Here is a 16,510-nt window from a genome sequence, read left to right as displayed (position 1 = left end):
CGGGACGTGCCCGCCGCGACCCGGCTCCGGCGCTGTCGGGGGCCGGGCGCGGCGGGCACGTACCCTTGCATATGTGGCGATAGACAACTACCGCGTCCTGGCCGAACCGGAGTTCGGCACCATGTCGGGCCTGGCCAAGGCCAGCGCCGACTGGCGACGGCTCGCGCACAACATCGAGACCCTCGGTGCGATCGCCGGGGTGCCGATGATGGCGATGGTCAAGGCCGACGCGTACGGGCACGGCATGGTCCCGGCCGGGCGGGTCTCGGTCGAGGCCGGGGCGGCGAGCCTCGGGGTCGTGACCCTCAGGGAGGCATGGCAGCTCAAGCGCCTGCCGGACCTCGCGGACACCACGGTGATGGCGTTCTTCTTCGCCCCGGACCAGCCGGGCCTGGCCGAGGTGGTCGGCGCGGGGATCGAGCTCGGGGTGTCGTCGATGGCGCAGCTCGACGCGGTCGCCGCGGCGGCCGACAAGGCCGGGCGTCCGGCGCGGATCCACCTCAAGGGCGATACGGGCATGTCGCGAGGCGGCGTGGTCGAGCCCGAGTGGGCGTTCGTCGCCGAAGCGGCGGCGAAGCACCAGGCCGCGGGTTCGGTCGTCGTCGTCGGCGCGTGGAGCCACATGGCGTGCGCCGACGAGATCGGTCACCCGGCGAATATCGAGCAGAAGGCCGCGTTCGAGCGGTTCCTCGGCACGGTGGCCGCGTCGGGCCTGGAGCCGGAGGTGCGACACCTGGCGAACTCGGCGGCGCTCATCTCGGACCCGGAGACCAGGTACGACATGGTGCGTCCGGGGATCGCGTTGTACGGGTACAACCCGGTGCCGCAGTTCGCGGTCGACCTGCGGCCGGTGATCGAGGTGCGGTCGGTCGTCATGTCGGTGAAGCGCCTGCCCGCCGGTACGGGCATCTCGTACGGGCACACGGTGCACTTGGAGCGGGACGCGAACGTGGCGCTCGTGCCGCTCGGGTACGCGGACGGCGTGCCGCGGGCGGCCTCGGGCAAGGCGGAGGTGTACCTGGCGGGCAAGCGCCGCCGGGTTTTGGGCCGGATCTGCATGGACCAGTTCATGGTCGACTGCGGCGACGACGCGGTGAGGCCGGGTGAGCCGGTGGTCCTCATCGGCGCGGGCGAGCAGCATCCGGACGCGGACGACTGGTCGGCGTGGGCGGGGACGATCCCGAACGACGTGCTGACGGCGATCGGGTCGCGGGTGCCGCGCCTGTGGAACCGGGGCGTGGTTCCGCGCGGGGCCTGAGTACTGAACGCCGCGTCTACCGCGTTGCGGCGTTTGCGGGCAGAATGTCCGGGGGCTTGGTGTTCGAGAGCATTGCGAGGCCGCATGAGTGAGAAGCAGTCGCGCCGGTTGCGCGGGCTGGCCGTGGCCGGGGGCGTGACCGGCGGTGTGGCGGTCGGCGCCGCGCTGGCGTGGGGGGTGCCGCGGTATCTGGCGAGGCGGACGCGGGCGGCGTCGAACGATCCGTACGCGCATGAGCCGTTCGAGCTGCCGCCGCAGCGTTCGGTGTTCACGGTCGATTCGCACGGGGTGCCGATCCACGTGGAGACGGCCGGTCCTGAGGACGCGGATCTGACCGTGGTGTTCGTGCACGGCTATATGCAGGACATGGCGACGTTCTACTTCCAGCGGAAGGCGGTCGTCGAGGCGGAGCGGGCGGGGGTGTCGCTGCGGGCGGTGCTGTACGACCAGCCGGGGCACGGCCGCTCGGGCCCGCTTCCTCGTACAGAGTACGGAATAGCGGACCTCGCCGAGGTGCTGCACGACGTCCTGGCGGCGGTGGCCCCGCGGGGCCCGCTGGTGCTCGTCGGGCATTCCATGGGCGGCATGACGATCCAGGTGTACGCCCGCACATACGAGGCGGACTTCCGGGAGCGCGTGAAGGGCGTGGCGTTCCTCTCCTCCACTTCGGCGGGCCTGGACAAGGTGGCGACGAAGCCGATGCGGTCGCTGCAGCGGCTGCGGCGCACCGTGCTGCCGATGCTGCAGCAGGTCGCGGGGTGGACGCCGGATCTGATCGAGCGGTCGCGGCTGCTCGCGGGCGACCTGGGGTGGCTGCTGACGCGCAAGGCCGCGTTCGGGCACGTCGACCCGCCCGCGTCGCTGGTCACGCTGGTGGAGCGGATGAACCGGCGGACTTCGCTGCAGACCATCGTCGGTTACGCGCGAGCTATCCTCGATCACGACGAGACGGCGGTGTTGCCGCTGTTCGAGGGGCTTCCGGCGCTGGTGGTCGTCGGCGACGAGGACCTGCTGACGCCGCCGGAGCACTCCAGGCGGCTGGCGGCGGCGCTCGGGGGGTCGCGATTCGCGCTCATAGCCGAGGCGGCCCACTCACCGCAGCTGGAGTACCCTGGTGAGATCTCACAACTGTTGTTGGAGATGATCGACAAAGTCGTGGCTGAGATCGGCAGGGGTTCCGCCGTGTCCGCCGCCCCGGCGGCGCCGCCGTTCGCGCGCGACGCGGGACGGCAGCGCAGGTGGTCGCCGTTCTCCCGCCACCACGGGCACCGTCTCGAACCCTGACCGGGCGCCGCGCCGAGAGGCCGGCCCACCGATACGCACTTGGAGAGTGAAACGTGAGGCTCCAGCTCCAGACGGCCGCGGACACCCACGAGTTCGGGCTGCGCCTGGCCGCGGTCCTCCGCGCGGGCGACCTCGTGATCCTCACCGGCCCGCTCGGGGCCGGGAAGACGGCGCTGACGCAGGGCGTCGGCGCCGGTCTCGGCGTTGAGGGGCGGATCACCAGCCCCACGTTCGTGATCGCGCGCTCGCACCGCGCTGGTGCGGCGGGTGTGCCGCTGGTGCACGTCGACGCGTACCGGCTGGAGACCCTCGACGAGCTCGACGACCTCGACCTCGACACCGACGTGGAAGCGGCGGTGACCGTGGTGGAGTGGGGCGCGGGCCTGGCCGAGCGGCTCGCCGAGTCGCACCTGGAGATCGCGATCGAGCGGCGCGCCGACGAGGTGCGCGAGGTCGTCCTCCACGGGCGCGGCGGCGACTGGGCCGAGCGCCTGGCTTCGCTGGAGTCCCCGGTGGGTGCGGCCGCATGAGGGTCCTCGCACTCGACACGTCTACGGCCGCAGTGCAGGCCGCGCTCGTCGACCTCGACGACGACGAGCTGTTCCTGACTTCGTTCCGCCGTGAAGTGAACGCGCGCGGGCACGTGGAGAAGCTGGCGCCGTTCATCGAAGGGTGCCTGGCCGACGCGGGCCGCACCGTCAAGGACGTCGACGCGGTCGTCTCCGGGATCGGACCGGGACCGTTCACGGGACTGCGCGTGGGCATGGTCACCGCCGCGGCGTTCGCCGACGGCGCGGGCATCCCCGTCTACGGCGTCTGTTCCCTCGACGGCATCGGCGCGAACACTCGCGGCCGGGCCCTCGCGGCGACGGACGCGCGCCGCAAGGAGATCTACTGGGCCGTCTACGAAGACGGTGTGCGCGAAGGCGAACCGCAGGTGTGCAAGCCCGCGGAGCTCCCCGACACCAAGGCCGACTACGCGATCGGCGAGGGCGCGAGCCTGTACGCCGAGCAGCTGCCGATGGACGCCGAGGCCACCCCGATCTACCCTGACCTGGTGAAACTCGTCGAGCTCGCCGCTCCGCGCCTGCTCGCGGGCGCCCCGTCAGAGCAGTTGACGCCGCTGTACCTGCGCCGCCCGGACGCCCAGCCCGCCGCGAGCTAGCGTTTGCGGTGATGAACGACTTGCGGATCGACCGGCTGCGATGGTGGCACCTGCCCGCCGTCGCCGAGATGGAGACCGCGATCTTCGGGCCCGAGGCCTGGAGCGAGGGCCTGCTGTGGACCGAGCTCTCGGCCGGGAACGACTACCGCGCGGTCTTCGACGGCGACCGCGTCCTCGGCTACGCGGGCACCGCGACGCACGGGGACGAGATGTGGCTCAACAACATCGCCGTCGCCGCCGAGGCCCGCCGCCGGGGCGTCGCGCGGATGCTCATGGACGACCTGCTCGCGAGGGCGAGAGCGCACCAGGTGCAGTCGGTGTACCTGGAGGTCGCCGTCGACAACGTCCCGGCCCAGCGGCTGTACGACGGGTACGGTTTCTACGGCATCGGGGTGCGCAAGAACTACTACCAGCACACCGGCACGGATGCCGCCGTGATGAGGATGGACCTGTGAAGAACAACCCTGTGGTGATGGGCATCGAGACCTCGTGCGACGAGACCGGTGTCGGGATCGTGCGCGGCCACGAGCTGCTGGCCGACGCGGTGGCGTCGTCGGTCGACGAGCACGCCCGCTTCGGCGGCGTCGTGCCCGAGGTCGCGAGCCGCGCGCACCTTGAGGCCATGGTGCCCACGGTGCAGCGGGCCCTGGACGACGCCGGGCTGACATTGAACGACCTCGACGGCATCGCCGTCACCGCCGGTCCCGGCCTCGCCGGGGCGCTCATGGTCGGCGTCGGCGCGGCGAAGGCCTACTCGATCGCCACGGGCGTCCCGCTCTACGGCGTCAACCACCTCAGCGCGCACATCGCCGTCGACACGTTGGAGAACGGCCCGATCCCCGAGCCCGCGATCGGCCTGCTCGTCTCGGGCGGCCACTCCTCGATCTTGATGGTCGAGGACCTCGCGGGCAAGGTCACGCAGCTGGGCGCGAGCATCGACGACGCCGCGGGCGAGGCCTTCGACAAGGTCGCGCGCCTGCTCGGCCTCCCGTTCCCCGGCGGCCCGTACATCGACAAGGCCGCCAAGGAAGGCGACCGCGCGTTCGTGCGGTTCCCGCGCGGGCTCACCGCCGCGAAGGACATGGAGCGCCACCGCTACGACTTCTCCTTCTCCGGCTTGAAGACCGCCGTCGCCCGCTGGATCGAGGCGCAGCGCGCCGAAGGCAACAACGTGCCCGTCAACGACGTGGCCGCCGCGTTCCAGGAGGCGGTCTGCGACGTGCTCACCCAGAAGGCGATCCTCGCCGCCAAGGAGCACGGCGTCAACACGATCCTCCTCGGCGGCGGCGTCGCCGCGAACTCGCGCCTGCGCACCCTCGCGGTCGAACGCGCCGAGGACGCAGGCATCAACCTCCGCTACCCGCGCCCCAAGCTGTGCACCGACAACGGTGCCATGGTCGCCGCCCTCGGCTCGCACCTCGTCTCCGCCGGCGTGGCCCCTTCGATCATCGACTTCCCCGCGAGCTCCTCGATGGACGTGGAGATCGTGAGCCTCGCCAACCGGCTCTAGACCGCCTGGGCTGCAACCGGTTCGGGTGCCGCGCTGTTCGCGCGGCGGACCCCCGCGAGGTAGAGGATCGCGGCGGCGACCGCGAGGATCCAGGGGGAGACCACCAGGATCGCGGTGTTCGCCGCCGCCCAGGCCAGGAGGATCCAGCCGAGGAAGGCGGGCGGCACGAGGCCGCGGCGGTCCATCCACAGGGTCAGCAGGCCGAATGCGAGGAGGGGGACGCCGAAGCCGCCGATGCTGAGCCAGTAGGCGGACATGGCGGGGCTCATCGCGATGATGCCTTCCTCGGGGGACCACAGGCCCGCGCTGAACCAGGTGGCGGCGTGTTCCGGGGCGACCAGCGCGAGGCTGAGCACGGTGTGGCCGATGCCGAGGAAGACGAAGATCCGTCCGGCCCATTTGATCATGACGACCCCTTAATTACGGAACTGATAGTTTCAATACTCTTGGTTCCGTATCCTAAGGCCATGCCGGAAGCGAAGCAACCCGTGGGGCGGCCCCGGGACAGCCAGATCGATCACTCCATCGCCGCCGCGACGCGGGCGGTCCTGTCCGAGCGCGGATACAAGGGACTCACCGTCGACGCCGTGGCTTCGCGTGCGGGCGTGGGGAAGGCCGCGATCTACCGGCGGTTCGCGACCAAGCAGGAGATGATCTTCGCGGCCACCGTGCACGACATGGAGGAGCAGCCGCCGCCCGACTCGGGCTCGCTGCGCGGCGACCTGATAGCGATCTGCGAGGTCATCGCCGGGCAGCTCTCCACCGCGCCGCCGGACGTCCTGCACGGGCTGCTCGCCGACATCCACGGCGACAAGGGGCTCGGGGAGCGGTTCACCGGGACGTTCATCGAGCGCGAGCGGTTCGTGATCGACACGGTGCTGGCGCGGGCCGTCGAACGCGGCGAACTGGGCGCGCCGCCGGACCCCGCGATCGTTCACGCCCTGCTGCTCGGCCCGATCTTCTACTGGCTCCTCATCCTCATCGGCGACCGCCGCACCCTGCCCGAACTCGTGCGGACCACGGCGGCGGCGGTCGCCGACATCCTGACCGCTACCCGGTGAAGACCCGGCGGCCCGGCACGGCGAGCAGCAGCGCCGCCGCGACGAGCACGGCGGCGGCCCACAGCGGGCCCGTCGCGCCAGCGGCCAGCGCGAACCCCGCGAGGACCGGTCCGGCTGCGGCCCCGACGTTGAGGGCGGCGGTGGCGTAGGACCCTGCCATGGTCGGCGCGTCCGCCGCTTCGTAGAGGACGCGTGCGATCAGGGTGCTGCCGACGGCGAACGCCAACGCGCCCTGGGTGAACGCGAGCGGCAGCAGGGCGGCGGGGTGGGCGGCCCCGAGGGCGAGGGCGCACCAGCCGAGGAGCAGGAGCGGCCCTGCGATCGCGATGGTCCTGCCGGGTCGGCGGTCCGAGAACCGCCCGGCGACGGTGACGCCGGTGAACGAGCCTGCCCCGAACAGGACGAGGACGACCGGGACCCACAGTGCTCCGAGTCCGGCGGTGCCGGTGACGACGGGCGCGATGTAGGTGAACGCGCCGAACGTCGCGGCGTTCACGAGCGCGCCCAGGCACATCACGAGGATGAGGCGGGGCTGCCGCAGCGCGGTGAGCTCGGTCCGCAGTCGCGGCCCGTCCGTTTCAGGCGTGCTCGGGAGGCCCTTGAGCAGGCCGAGGGCGGCCGGGACGCAGAGCAGTGCGACGGCCCAGAACGTGGCGCGCCAGTCGGTGAGCGCGCCGAGGAGGGCGCCGCCGGGGACTCCGGCGATCGTGGCGATCGTCGTGCCGCCCAAGAGGACTGAGAGCGCGCGTCCCTTCTGGTCCTGTGCGACCAATGCGGCGGTGGCGGTGAGGGCGACGGCGAGGAACCCCGCGTTCGCGAAGGCGGCGACGATCCGGGTCGCGAACAGGACCGCGAAGTCCTCGGTGACCGCGCCCCAGACGTGCGCGGCCAGGAACAGGCTGAGGAACGCGAGCAGCGTCGGGCGGGTCGGCCAGCGCCGGGCGAGCGCGGCGGCGAGCGGCGCGCCGACGGCGAGCCCTGCGGCGAACGCGGTGGTGAGGAGGCCCGCGGTGCTGACGGGGACGCCGAGGTCTGCGGCGATGTCGGGGAGGAGTCCGGCGAGCATGAACTCCGAGGTGCCCATGGTGAAGACGGCTAGGGCGAGCAGGTAGACGGGTAGCGGCATCGGGTTTCTCCGTGGTGTCGAGCGATCTGTGGATACGTCTCGTCACCGCGGCCAGCGCCCCGGTATGCACCTGGTGGTTCAGGGGGCTGGCGGGTGACCGGCAGCCCCTGCCGTGTCCGATTCCGGATTCACCATGCGGGGACTGTATGCGCCCGGGCGCGGCGGGCGCAATCGCATTTGGCGCGGATTGTCGTGGGTGCGGTCTACGGTGAGCGGCATGGACGTGAACGAGTACTGGTGGGAGCCGCCGCTGGCGGGGACCGAGGAGGCGCACCTGGTCGGGGCGCTCGACCGGCTGCGGGTGACGTTCCGCTGGAAGGCCGACGACCTCGATTCGGCGGGGTTGAACACGCGGATCGGGGCGTCGGCGCTGACGCTGGGCGGGCTGTTGAAGCACCTTGCGCGCGTTGAGGACGTGACGTTCAACTGGAAGTTGCGCGGCCGCGCGCCGGGGCCGGAGTGGGACGAGAGCCTGTTCGACGACACGGACCGCTGGGAGTTCAGTTCGGCCGCGGAGGACTCGCCGGAGCACCTGTACGGCCTGTGGGACGGCGCGGTGGCGCGTTCGCGGGAGCGGCTCGCCGCGATCCTGGAGGAGGGCGGGCTCGACCAGCCCGCGCATCTGGAGTGGCCGGGGCGCGGGCACCTGAGCGTCCGGCGGGTGGTGTTCGACCTGGTGGAGGAGTACGGCCGCCACGCGGGTCACGCGGACCTGCTGCGCGAGGCGGTCGACGGCCGGGTGGGCGAGGACCCGCCCGCGGGCTGGAGGCCGGTGAGCGGTTCGGGCGGCTAGGCGCTCGTCGTCGGGTGTGGTTGGAACGGTCGGACGCCTGCCGGGCGACGGGAGCGGCGCATCGATCGCGGTCCTGCCGCTCGGCGAAGGACGGCGCGCTCGGTATCGGGGCATCGCCTCCGCCATGTGCTTTATCCGCTTGCTCTCGGTGCCTGCTCTCGGGATGCTGTCGGCATGACCGGCGACTCGATCTGGCCCAACGGCGAGCTTCGGCTCGACCTGCCCGTGTTCCTGGCGCGCTTCGGCCTTGAAGCCCGCGGCGGGCCGGTGCCGCTGCTCGGCGGCGAGGACAACATCAACGCGCGGGTCGCCGCCGATCGGGGGGACGTGGTCGTGCGTGAGTACGTGCGTTCCGCTCCCGCCAAGGTCGCGGCGGAACTCGACCTCGTCGCGCACCTCGCGAGCGTCGGCTTCCCGACGCCCGCGCCGTTCACGGCCGACAACGGCGAGCTGTTTGCGCTCGTGGCGGGCAAGCCGATCGCGGTGTTCCCCTTCGTCTCCGGCGAGGTCCCGCCCGCGATGACGCCGGACCTCGCGCGTCAGGCCGGGGCCCTGCTCGCGCAGATGCACACGGCCACAGCGGATTGGGCCGACGACCGCGTCCCGGTCATCGACCGTCTCGGCGTCCTCGAGACGGCGCTGACGAGCGACGTCGACCTCGAAGGGGCCGACGCCTGGCGCGAGGAGACCCGCCGCTTTCTCGGCCGCCACACCGACGACCTGACGCTCCTCGCCGCCCAGCCTGCAGGCCCGCTGCATCACGACCTCCACCGGCAGAACCTCCTCGTCGCGGGCGACCGAGTGACCGCGGTGCTCGACTTCGACGAGCTGAACCGCGGGCCGCTCGTCCTCGACATCGCCAGGCTCCTCCTGTACGCGGCCGAGGAGCAGCCGGACCGCAGGCTTCCCGACGCCGTCGCGGTGTCCGCGCTCGCGGGGTACCAGGAGGTCCGGCCGCTGTCGCTGGCCGAACTCGAGCTGCTCCCGCTCGCGTTCGACCTCGCGGGGCTCGTCGAAGCGGCCGGATTCATCGTGTGGGCGGCCCCCTACCTGGGGCTCCGCCATGTCGACGAGTGCCACAGCTGGCTCGGGTACCTCGCGAACCGGGACGTCCGCGACTAGCGACCCCTGACTTTCGTCAGGGGTAGGTTCGGACATTCGGCAGAGGTCCGGACTCCCGGAAATCCATAGCCTTCAAATATGCACCCGAAACCACCGCACCACCCCCGCCGGACACGACTCGCGAAAGGCTTCGCCGCCACCGCAGTCGCCCTCGCCGCCTTGGCATTCGCCGCCCCCGCCTCCGCAGCGCCCGCTGCCGAGGTGACCCCGGAGGCGATCGACGAGTACGTGTCCGACCTGTACGAGGCCTCCGGCGTGCCCGGGCTCTCCGTTGTCGTGACCCGAGGCGACGAGATCGTGCACGCCGCCGGGTACGGCCACGACTCCAACGGCGACGAGGTCACCGCGGACACGCCGTTCCGTGTCGCATCGGTCTCCAAGTCGTTCACCGCGATGGCCGTCATGGTCCTCGCCGAGGAGGGCGCGATCGCCCTCGACGAGCCCGTGGCCGCGCAGCTCCCCGAGTTCGCGATGGCCGACGAGCGGGCCGCCGAGATCACGGTCCGCCAGCTCCTGAACCAGACCTCCGGGTTCTCCGACACCACGATCGACATCGTCGAACTCGACGACGCCGCCTCCCTCGAGGACTACGTGTCCCGGCTCGCGGACGACCAGCTCGCCGCCGACCCCGGCACCTCCTGGGAGTACGCCAACCCGAACTTCAACGTCGCCGCGCGGCTGGTCGAAGTCGCGAGCGGCCAGCCCTTCGAGGAGTTCATGCAGGAGCGCGTCTTCGCGCCGCTCGGCATGGAGCACAGCGCCACCCGGGACGAGATCGTCGACCCCGCGCTCGGCTACAACTCATTGTTCGGCGCGTGGATCCCGCGCGAGGAGGAACCCGGATTCCTCGACAACTCGGGTTCGGGCGGCATCATCACCAGCGCCGCCGACATGGGGCAATGGCTCATCAGCCAGAACGGCCAAGGCACGCAACTGGTCTCGGAAGAGGGATTGGCGGCGATGCACACTCCCACTGAGATCCAGGACTACGGCATGGGCTGGTCCGTCGAGTCCGACGGCACCCTGGCTCACTCGGGGAACCTCAGCACCTTCAACGCCGTCGAGTGGATCGACCCCGAGACCGGCTACGGCATCGCCGCGATGACGAACGGCGCGGGCCTGACCGACATCGCATGGTCGACCCTCGAAGGGCTCTCCGCCCTGGTCGGAGGCGAGACCCCGCCCGAGCCGGGCAACGGTCGGCAGCTGTTCGAACTCGTGCTGGCGGTCCTGTCGGTCGCGGCGATCGCCTTGGGCGTCATCGCGGTCGTGCGGTCGCGCCGCTGGGCGCAGAAGCGCGCGGGCCGGCCCGCCTGGCGTATCGGCCTCCGCCTGCTCCCGGCGCTCGCCCCGGTGGCGCTGTTCCTCGCCTACCCGTCGCTCGTGTCGCTCATCTCGGGCGGTCGCACGGTCACCTGGCAGGGCACGCTGTACTTCGCCCTGCCGTTCACGGTCACGCTGTTCATCGGCGCACTGGCTGGTGCGGCGGTCGTGATCGCACGTCTCATCAGGCTGCGGTCGGTAGGCTCGGCCGCGTGATGAAAGGGATGCTGCTGGCGGCCATCGCGGTGCTGGGCCTCGTCGACGGGGTGGCGACCTTCGCTGTGCCGATGGCGAGACAAGGGGTCCTCATCCTGGTGGCCGTCGCGGCATACCTCTACGGCTGGCGACTGACCGTCCGCTACGCCTGGTGGATCCTCGGCGCGGTCGCGAGTCTCGGTGTAGTGCTCGGCTACTTCTCCGAACGCGATCCGTTCAACACCCTGCTCACGTTCGGCTTCTTCGTGGTGCTGCCGTGGCTGATCGGCCGCTTCCGGCGGCAGCAGGCCGACTTGATCGCCGCCGGCGCGGACCGCGTCAAGCGGCTCGAACGCGAACGCGAGCTCATCGCGGGCCGGGCCAGGGCGCAGGAGCGGGCCCGGATCGCCACCGACATGCACGACTCGCTCGGCCACGAGCTCGCCCTGATCGCCCTGCGCGCGGGCGCGCTCGAACTCTCGCCGGACCTGTCCGAGGAGAACCGGCAGGCGGCGGCCGCGCTGCGGCACAACGCGGTCGACGCCACCGACCGCCTCCGCGAGACGATCGGCATCCTGAGGGACGAACCGGCCCCGGCCGAGCCGCTCGACGAATCGGTCGAGGTACTGGTCGGGCGCGCCGCAGAGGCGGGCATGCGGGTCACGCTCGAAACCGACGAGACCCCGCTGCCGCCGTTGGCGGCGAAGACCGTCCACCGGGTGGTCCAGGAGTCGCTGACGAACGCCGCGAGGTACGCGCCAGGCGCTGAGGTGGCGGTCGTGGTCGGGGTCGCCGACGCGGTCGCCACGGTGTCGGTCCGCAACAGCGGCAGGCACGTCGAGGTCCAGTCCGGGAAGGGCAGCGGGCTGGTCGGTCTGGAAGAGCGGGTCCGGCTGTTGGGCGGCGCATTCCGGGCGGGCCCGGTGGAGGGCGGCTTCGAGGTGCGGGCCGAGGTGCCGTTCGAGAACGCCAAGATCGATGCGACATGGCAGGGGAACCGATGATCCGCGTACTGCTCGCCGACGACGAGGCGATGATCCGCGCCGGCGTCGCCGCCATCCTCGCAACGGATCCCGGCATCGCGATCGTGGCCGAGGCGTCCGACGGCGCCGAGGCGGTCGAACTCGCCCGCACCCACCGGCCGGACGTCGCGATGCTCGACATCCGCATGCCGAAGCTCGACGGCCTCGCGGCCGCCGCCGAGCTGCGCAGGACCATGCCCGAGGTCGCCGTGGTCATGCTGACGACGTTCGACGAGGACGCGTATGTGGCCCAAGCACTCTCGCACGGCGCGAGCGGCTTCATGCTGAAGGCCGCCGACCCGCGCGAGCTCATCATCGGCGTGAAAGCCGTCGCCGACGGCGCCGCCTACCTCTCGCCGAGAATCGCCCAGCGGGTCATCAACAAGCTCAACCACGGCCAGCTCGACCGCACCGCACCCGCCCGCGAACGCATCGAGGCCTTGACGCCTAGGGAACGAGACGTCTTGGCCCTCATAGGGAAAGGAGAATCCAACCACGACATAGCGAAACAGCTGCACCTCTCGGAGGGGACCGTGAAGGGCCACGTGAGCACGATCCTCACCCGCCTCGGCGCGAAGAACCGCGTCCAAGCGGCCATCACGGCCTACGAAGCGGGCCTCGTGGGCGACTAAGCCACGACTGAGCCAGGAGTCGGCTCGCAGGCCGGGGTCGGGTGCGCAGGCCAGGGTCGGGCACGGACCGGTGCGTAGCCTCGGGCCGGGAAGGACCGGCGCGCATCCCAAGACACCGGGCGCGGGCCGGTGCGCAGCCCGGACTCGGTATGGGTCGGTGCGCGGCCCCGGGCCGGGTACGAGTCGGTGCGCGACCCAGGGCCGGGTACAGGCCATGGGGTGCAGGCCGGGACCGGGCACGGGCCAGGACCAGGTACAGTGCGCGGCTCCAGGTCCGGGTACGGGCCAGTGCGTCCCGAATCGCACCCCGACCGCGGGTGCCGGTTCCTCAGGGAGCGAGGCTTGGCGGGACCGCAGGGACCGGTCCCGTAGGGAACGAGGCTTGGCGGGACCACGGGAGCCGGTCCTGCGAGGAGCGAGATCCAGCGCACTTGCCTCAGCTTGGCAAACTGGCGTCATGGACCCCTACGCCTCCTATAACCCCAACCCTGGTGCCCAGCCGAGCCAGCCAGGCGGTCCAAGCTATCCGCCTGCACAGCCGCCGGCGTACCCGAGCCAGCCTGGCGGCGCGGGGTATCCCCCCGCACAGCCCGACCCGTACCCCGGCACCGCGCCCGAGCCGAACGCCGCGCCGAACTTCAACTACACCCCCGGCCCGGAGACGACCCACTCCACCGGATTCCCGCCGCCCGGCCCCTACCCGACCGTCGGGGCTCCCCAGTACGGCGCCGCGCCACCTCAGTACGGCCCCATGCCGCCCCAGTACGCTCCGGTCCCGCCGCAGCAGTCGGGGATCACCGCTGTCGGCTGGGTCGGCATCGCCCTGGGGATCACGCTGGTGATCGGACTGGGAGTCGTCGGACTCGTCTACGGCCTCGGCGGCAACGACGACTCCGGCGGCTCGGACAACTCCGCGACCAGCACCGGCGGCGACGCCGAGACCGACACCGCCACCGACTCCTCCGACCCCACCGAGGCCGCCGTGGCGGACCCGGTGGCCGACGCCGTGGTGGGCGACTGCTTCTACGACTACGGCGACGAGACCACCCCCGACCTCGAGGCCACCACCTGCGGTGCGGGCACCTTCGAGACGATCGAGATCGTCGAAGGCACCTCGGACCTGACTTCCTGCGACAACCTCCCGCTCGCGAGCAGCGCAGTCTCGTCCACCGCGGCCAACCGGGTGCTCTGCCTGAGCTACACCGCGATCGTGGGCGACGACGCCTACCACGCCCAGGTCGACGAATGCGTCTACGGTTCATCCACACCGGACAGTCCCTGGAACATCATCGACTGCCAGGACGGCGCGTTCAGAGTCATCGAACGCCTCGAGTCCGAATCGAGCACCGGCGCGTGCAGCGACTCCACCTACTACTCCTACGGCCTCGCCTACACCACAAGCCAGACCTACCTGGACGTGACGCTGTGCCTCTCGATCATCTACCCCGGCGGCGACGCAGGCTACGCCGAGATCGACGACTGCATGTCGATGAACAGCGACTACACGTACTTCGAGTTCGTGTCCGACTGCGATGACGGCAACGTCTACATCACCGGGCGAACCAATGAGATCCTCGACGACCCCGAAAGCTGGTGCAACGGCTGGGGTTGGCACTACCAGGAGATGCCGGACTTCCCTGAACTCTCCTACACGATCTGCTGGGGCTGGCTCTAGCAGGCGAGCGGCTCGTCGCCGACCCCGGCGCGGCCGAACCGTCGCGCCCGGTAGGCGTCTGTGTCCGGGACCGGTCCCGAACGCAGACGCCTACCGTCGCAGCATGTCCCGCATCGACCCGCGCTACCGGCGCTTCCCAGCCGCACTGCTCACCGCGCTCGCGCTGACCGGCTGCGCCACCGAGCCGGACGGGCCCGACTCCCCGAGCGACCCGGCAAGCAGCGAGAACGGAGCCGCCGCCAGCACTGCCGCACCGTCCCTGACCGAGGAACCGCCGCCCGTGGCCGCCGACGGCACCGACTACCAGAACTGCACCAGCCGTTGCGAAGTCGAAGTCACCGATGGAACCGTCTTCGAGTACGACGATTTCACCTTGACCATCACGGACGTGACCGAAGACGGCATCGAGGTCTCCCGCGAAGACGACTCGGGCGGCACCGGCACGACCTCGATCTCGGGCGGCTACTGCGTCTCCTACATGTCGGCGAACAGCTCCAGCTCGTCCTGCTACGGCGGCTTCGACGGCGAACCGCCCGGACCGGAACCAGCGGACGGCGAGCTCGCCCTCGAACTTCTTTATGTCGCCGACGGCACGGCGATCATCCGCCTGACCATGGGCTGATGCGGCAAGGACATCGCGATCGGCGCGCGCCTGCGGGCGGCTGCGATGCCGGGGCCCGCACCGGCAGCTTCAGGCCGCTCACGCATCCCCTGATACCGGCCCCCTTCGGAGCGGCGGTCGGGTCAGTCGGTTTCGGCGAGGACGTCGGCGATCATCCTGTGCCCTTGGGCTTCGAAGTCCTCGGCACGCACCGAGTAGGCCCAGCAGGCCGTGCTGATCGCGGAGCGGACGCGCTGGCGGAACCAGGCGCCGGGTCGCCGCGGGTCGGTGCCGTAGCCGGTGAGGAACGCGTCCTCCGTGCCCGGATGCCAGCGGAACTCCTGGACCGCCAAGCGCGCGAAGTCCTCGATCGCCGGACGCAAGTCGGTTCGGCCGAAGTCGATGACGCGGACGATCCCGTTGTCATTGAGCCAGTTGCGGGTCTGCCAGTCGCCGTGGGTCGGAACGCAGGTCACCGGTTCAGGCGACCAGGACCGGACCATGGCGCGCAGCTGCTCGGTGGTCTCGGGCTCGATCCGGTGCGTGCCGTCAAGCCAGGCCAGCGCCTTGGCGTCCATGCGCGCCTCGTAGTCGGGGTCGTCGACGGCCGCTTGGTCGTGGAAGACGCGCAGGAGTTCACCGGCCTGCGCGTAGAGGGCCGGATCAGCGGCTGCGGGGGTGTCGCGCACCAGGGTGCCGGGGAGGTACTCGGTGACGATGAGTCGGGCACCGGGGTCGGCGTGCAGCAGGCGCGGGGCGCGGCCGGTGCGGGTCCACGGCCCGGTCCATTCGCGGTGCGCGTGGATCTCCCGCAGCAGGTGAGGATCGTCGGGGCCCGCCGCCTTGACGACGACGAGCCGGTCGCCCGCCTTGGCCCGCAGGACGACGGTGCCGACGAGGTCCCAGCTCATGTCGGCTTCGATCGCGATGTCGGGGAGCCAGGCCGCGAGGAGTGATCGCTGGCGCTGGTCGAGGGCGTCGAGTGGGTCCTTCATCCGTGCGAGCTTAGGGCGCGCCGGAGCCGGGTGCACCCCGATTCCCGCTCGGGTACGTTGGGGCGCTGAGCTGTTCCCAAGGAGGTTCCTTGTCCTTCGTCCGGACGTATCGCCTGGTGAGCGGTCAGTGCGGAACGGATGTCGCACCCACCGGCTAGCATCGCGGCAGCAGGCCGCCCGCCCCGCAAGGAGGACCCGTGAGTGACGCCTACTCGCCCGTTCCAGAGCTCAACCGGCTCAAGGCGTTCCAGGACCGGATCGGCCGGTTCTACTACTCGGACGGGTTCGAGCTGATCGACTACGGCGCGGACGTCGGGCTCGCCACCTGGTCCGAGGACCCCGGGTTCACGAGCCGGTTCATCCCGTTCGCGCAGGCCACCGGCAGCGGCTCCAGCTACGCGTTCTGGCGGTGCGACGACCGGGCCGACCTGGCCGCCCTGCCCGTCGCGTTCATCGGCGACGAAGGCGACCTCTTCATCGTCGCGCAGCACTTGCGCGAGCTGTTCCAGCTGCTCACCATCGACAATGAAATGCTCGAACCGGATTTCGTGGAGCGGCACAGCGACGCCCACGACGAGTACGTCGCCTGGCTCGACCAGACCTTCGGGCTGCGGCCGCCGCAAGACGTTCCCGCGCTCCGCGCCGCATCCAAAGAGGACGATCGACGGTTCCAGGAGTGGTTGAAACAGATGGGCATCGAGTAGCGTCGGTCAATTCGGTTGCCGTGGAGCAGGACCGGGTCTTAGCC

Annotated in this window: 18 protein-coding genes; 15 read left to right on the top strand and 3 right to left on the bottom strand. The window is 71.1% G+C overall.

Annotation, left to right across the window (positions count from 1 at the left end; translation table 11 throughout):
- Positions 1-73 precede the first annotated feature (73 nt).
- The 6 genes from alr to tsaD all read left to right on the top strand — a co-directional run bounded on the left by alr (position 74) and on the right by tsaD (position 5,217).
- A complete protein-coding gene (alr, locus tag ACGGCP_RS00965) occupies positions 74-1,258 on the top strand; it encodes an alanine racemase (RefSeq protein ID WP_392959241.1) in 1,185 nt (394 codons plus the stop codon).
- A gap of 84 nt (positions 1,259-1,342) precedes the next feature.
- Positions 1,343-2,542 carry an alpha/beta fold hydrolase gene (locus tag ACGGCP_RS00960; protein ID WP_392959238.1) on the top strand — a complete coding sequence of 400 codons (1,200 nt, stop codon included), beginning with the start codon at positions 1,343-1,345 and terminating at the stop codon, positions 2,540-2,542.
- Between the two features lie 53 nt (positions 2,543-2,595).
- A complete protein-coding gene (gene tsaE / locus ACGGCP_RS00955; protein ID WP_392959235.1) occupies positions 2,596-3,072 on the top strand; it encodes a tRNA (adenosine(37)-N6)-threonylcarbamoyltransferase complex ATPase subunit type 1 TsaE in 477 nt (158 codons plus the stop codon).
- Entirely contained in the window at positions 3,069-3,707 is a 639-nt protein-coding gene (gene tsaB / locus ACGGCP_RS00950) for a tRNA (adenosine(37)-N6)-threonylcarbamoyltransferase complex dimerization subunit type 1 TsaB (protein ID WP_392959233.1), read from the top strand. Before tsaE ends, tsaB begins: the two co-directional genes overlap by 4 nt.
- An 11-nt stretch (positions 3,708-3,718) precedes the next feature.
- A complete protein-coding gene (gene rimI / locus ACGGCP_RS00945; RefSeq protein ID WP_392959230.1) occupies positions 3,719-4,162 on the top strand; it encodes a ribosomal protein S18-alanine N-acetyltransferase in 444 nt (147 codons plus the stop codon).
- Positions 4,159-5,217 (top strand): tRNA (adenosine(37)-N6)-threonylcarbamoyltransferase complex transferase subunit TsaD, encoded by a 1,059-nt coding sequence (gene tsaD / locus ACGGCP_RS00940; RefSeq protein WP_392959228.1) that lies wholly within the window; start codon positions 4,159-4,161, stop codon positions 5,215-5,217. Before rimI ends, tsaD begins: the two co-directional genes overlap by 4 nt.
- Here tsaD and ACGGCP_RS00935 read toward each other — a convergent pair.
- On the bottom strand, positions 5,214-5,624 hold the full coding sequence (locus tag ACGGCP_RS00935; protein WP_392959225.1) for a DUF6463 family protein: 411 nt from the start codon (positions 5,622-5,624) through the stop codon (positions 5,214-5,216). The genes tsaD and ACGGCP_RS00935 overlap by 4 nt on opposite strands.
- Before the next feature lie 60 nt (positions 5,625-5,684).
- On the opposite strand from ACGGCP_RS00935, the gene ACGGCP_RS00930 reads away from it, so the two are divergent.
- Positions 5,685-6,278 carry a TetR/AcrR family transcriptional regulator gene (locus ACGGCP_RS00930; protein WP_392959222.1) on the top strand — a complete coding sequence of 198 codons (594 nt, stop codon included), beginning with the start codon at positions 5,685-5,687 and terminating at the stop codon, positions 6,276-6,278.
- Here ACGGCP_RS00930 and ACGGCP_RS00925 read toward each other — a convergent pair.
- Positions 6,268-7,404 (bottom strand): Cmx/CmrA family chloramphenicol efflux MFS transporter, encoded by a 1,137-nt coding sequence (locus tag ACGGCP_RS00925; RefSeq protein ID WP_392959219.1) that lies wholly within the window; start codon positions 7,402-7,404, stop codon positions 6,268-6,270. The genes ACGGCP_RS00930 and ACGGCP_RS00925 overlap by 11 nt on opposite strands.
- A 217-nt stretch (positions 7,405-7,621) precedes the next feature.
- Between ACGGCP_RS00925 and ACGGCP_RS00920 the strand changes: the two genes are divergently transcribed.
- The 7 genes from ACGGCP_RS00920 (at position 7,622) to ACGGCP_RS00890 (ending at position 14,788) form a co-directional block, all read left to right on the top strand.
- A complete protein-coding gene (locus ACGGCP_RS00920; RefSeq protein ID WP_392959217.1) occupies positions 7,622-8,197 on the top strand; it encodes a DUF664 domain-containing protein in 576 nt (191 codons plus the stop codon).
- Positions 8,198-8,371: 174 nt separating this feature from the next.
- Positions 8,372-9,319 carry a phosphotransferase gene (locus ACGGCP_RS00915; protein ID WP_392959214.1) on the top strand — a complete coding sequence of 316 codons (948 nt, stop codon included), beginning with the start codon at positions 8,372-8,374 and terminating at the stop codon, positions 9,317-9,319.
- 78 nt (positions 9,320-9,397) lie between these two features.
- Entirely contained in the window at positions 9,398-10,858 is a 1,461-nt protein-coding gene (locus tag ACGGCP_RS00910) for a serine hydrolase domain-containing protein (protein ID WP_392959212.1), read from the top strand.
- A complete protein-coding gene (locus ACGGCP_RS00905) occupies positions 10,858-11,841 on the top strand; it encodes a sensor histidine kinase (protein ID WP_392960406.1) in 984 nt (327 codons plus the stop codon). Before ACGGCP_RS00910 ends, ACGGCP_RS00905 begins: the two co-directional genes overlap by 1 nt.
- Positions 11,838-12,491, top strand: a complete 654-nt coding sequence (locus ACGGCP_RS00900) for a response regulator (protein WP_392959209.1) — start codon at positions 11,838-11,840, stop codon at positions 12,489-12,491. Before ACGGCP_RS00905 ends, ACGGCP_RS00900 begins: the two co-directional genes overlap by 4 nt.
- A gap of 457 nt (positions 12,492-12,948) precedes the next feature.
- Positions 12,949-14,166: a hypothetical protein gene (locus ACGGCP_RS00895; RefSeq protein WP_392959206.1), complete on the top strand. Its 1,218-nt coding sequence runs from the start codon at positions 12,949-12,951 to the stop codon at positions 14,164-14,166.
- A gap of 103 nt (positions 14,167-14,269) precedes the next feature.
- Positions 14,270-14,788: a hypothetical protein gene (locus ACGGCP_RS00890; protein WP_392959204.1), complete on the top strand. Its 519-nt coding sequence runs from the start codon at positions 14,270-14,272 to the stop codon at positions 14,786-14,788.
- Positions 14,789-14,910: 122 nt separating this feature from the next.
- On the opposite strand, the gene ACGGCP_RS00885 is transcribed toward ACGGCP_RS00890, so the two are convergent.
- Positions 14,911-15,762: a phosphotransferase family protein gene (locus tag ACGGCP_RS00885; RefSeq protein WP_392959201.1), complete on the bottom strand. Its 852-nt coding sequence runs from the start codon at positions 15,760-15,762 to the stop codon at positions 14,911-14,913.
- A 197-nt stretch (positions 15,763-15,959) separates the two neighbouring features.
- Between ACGGCP_RS00885 and ACGGCP_RS00880 the strand changes: the two genes are divergently transcribed.
- Complete coding sequence (locus ACGGCP_RS00880) at positions 15,960-16,466, top strand: hypothetical protein (protein WP_392959199.1); 507 nt, start codon at positions 15,960-15,962, stop codon at positions 16,464-16,466.
- Positions 16,467-16,510: the final 44 nt, after the last annotated feature.

Source organism: Glycomyces sp. NPDC048151, from assembly GCF_043202775.1.
Lineage (GTDB): Bacteria > Actinomycetota > Actinomycetes > Mycobacteriales > Micromonosporaceae > Glycomyces.
Note: the sequence above shows the minus strand (reverse complement) of the source record. Positions and strands in the feature narration are given on the sequence as shown.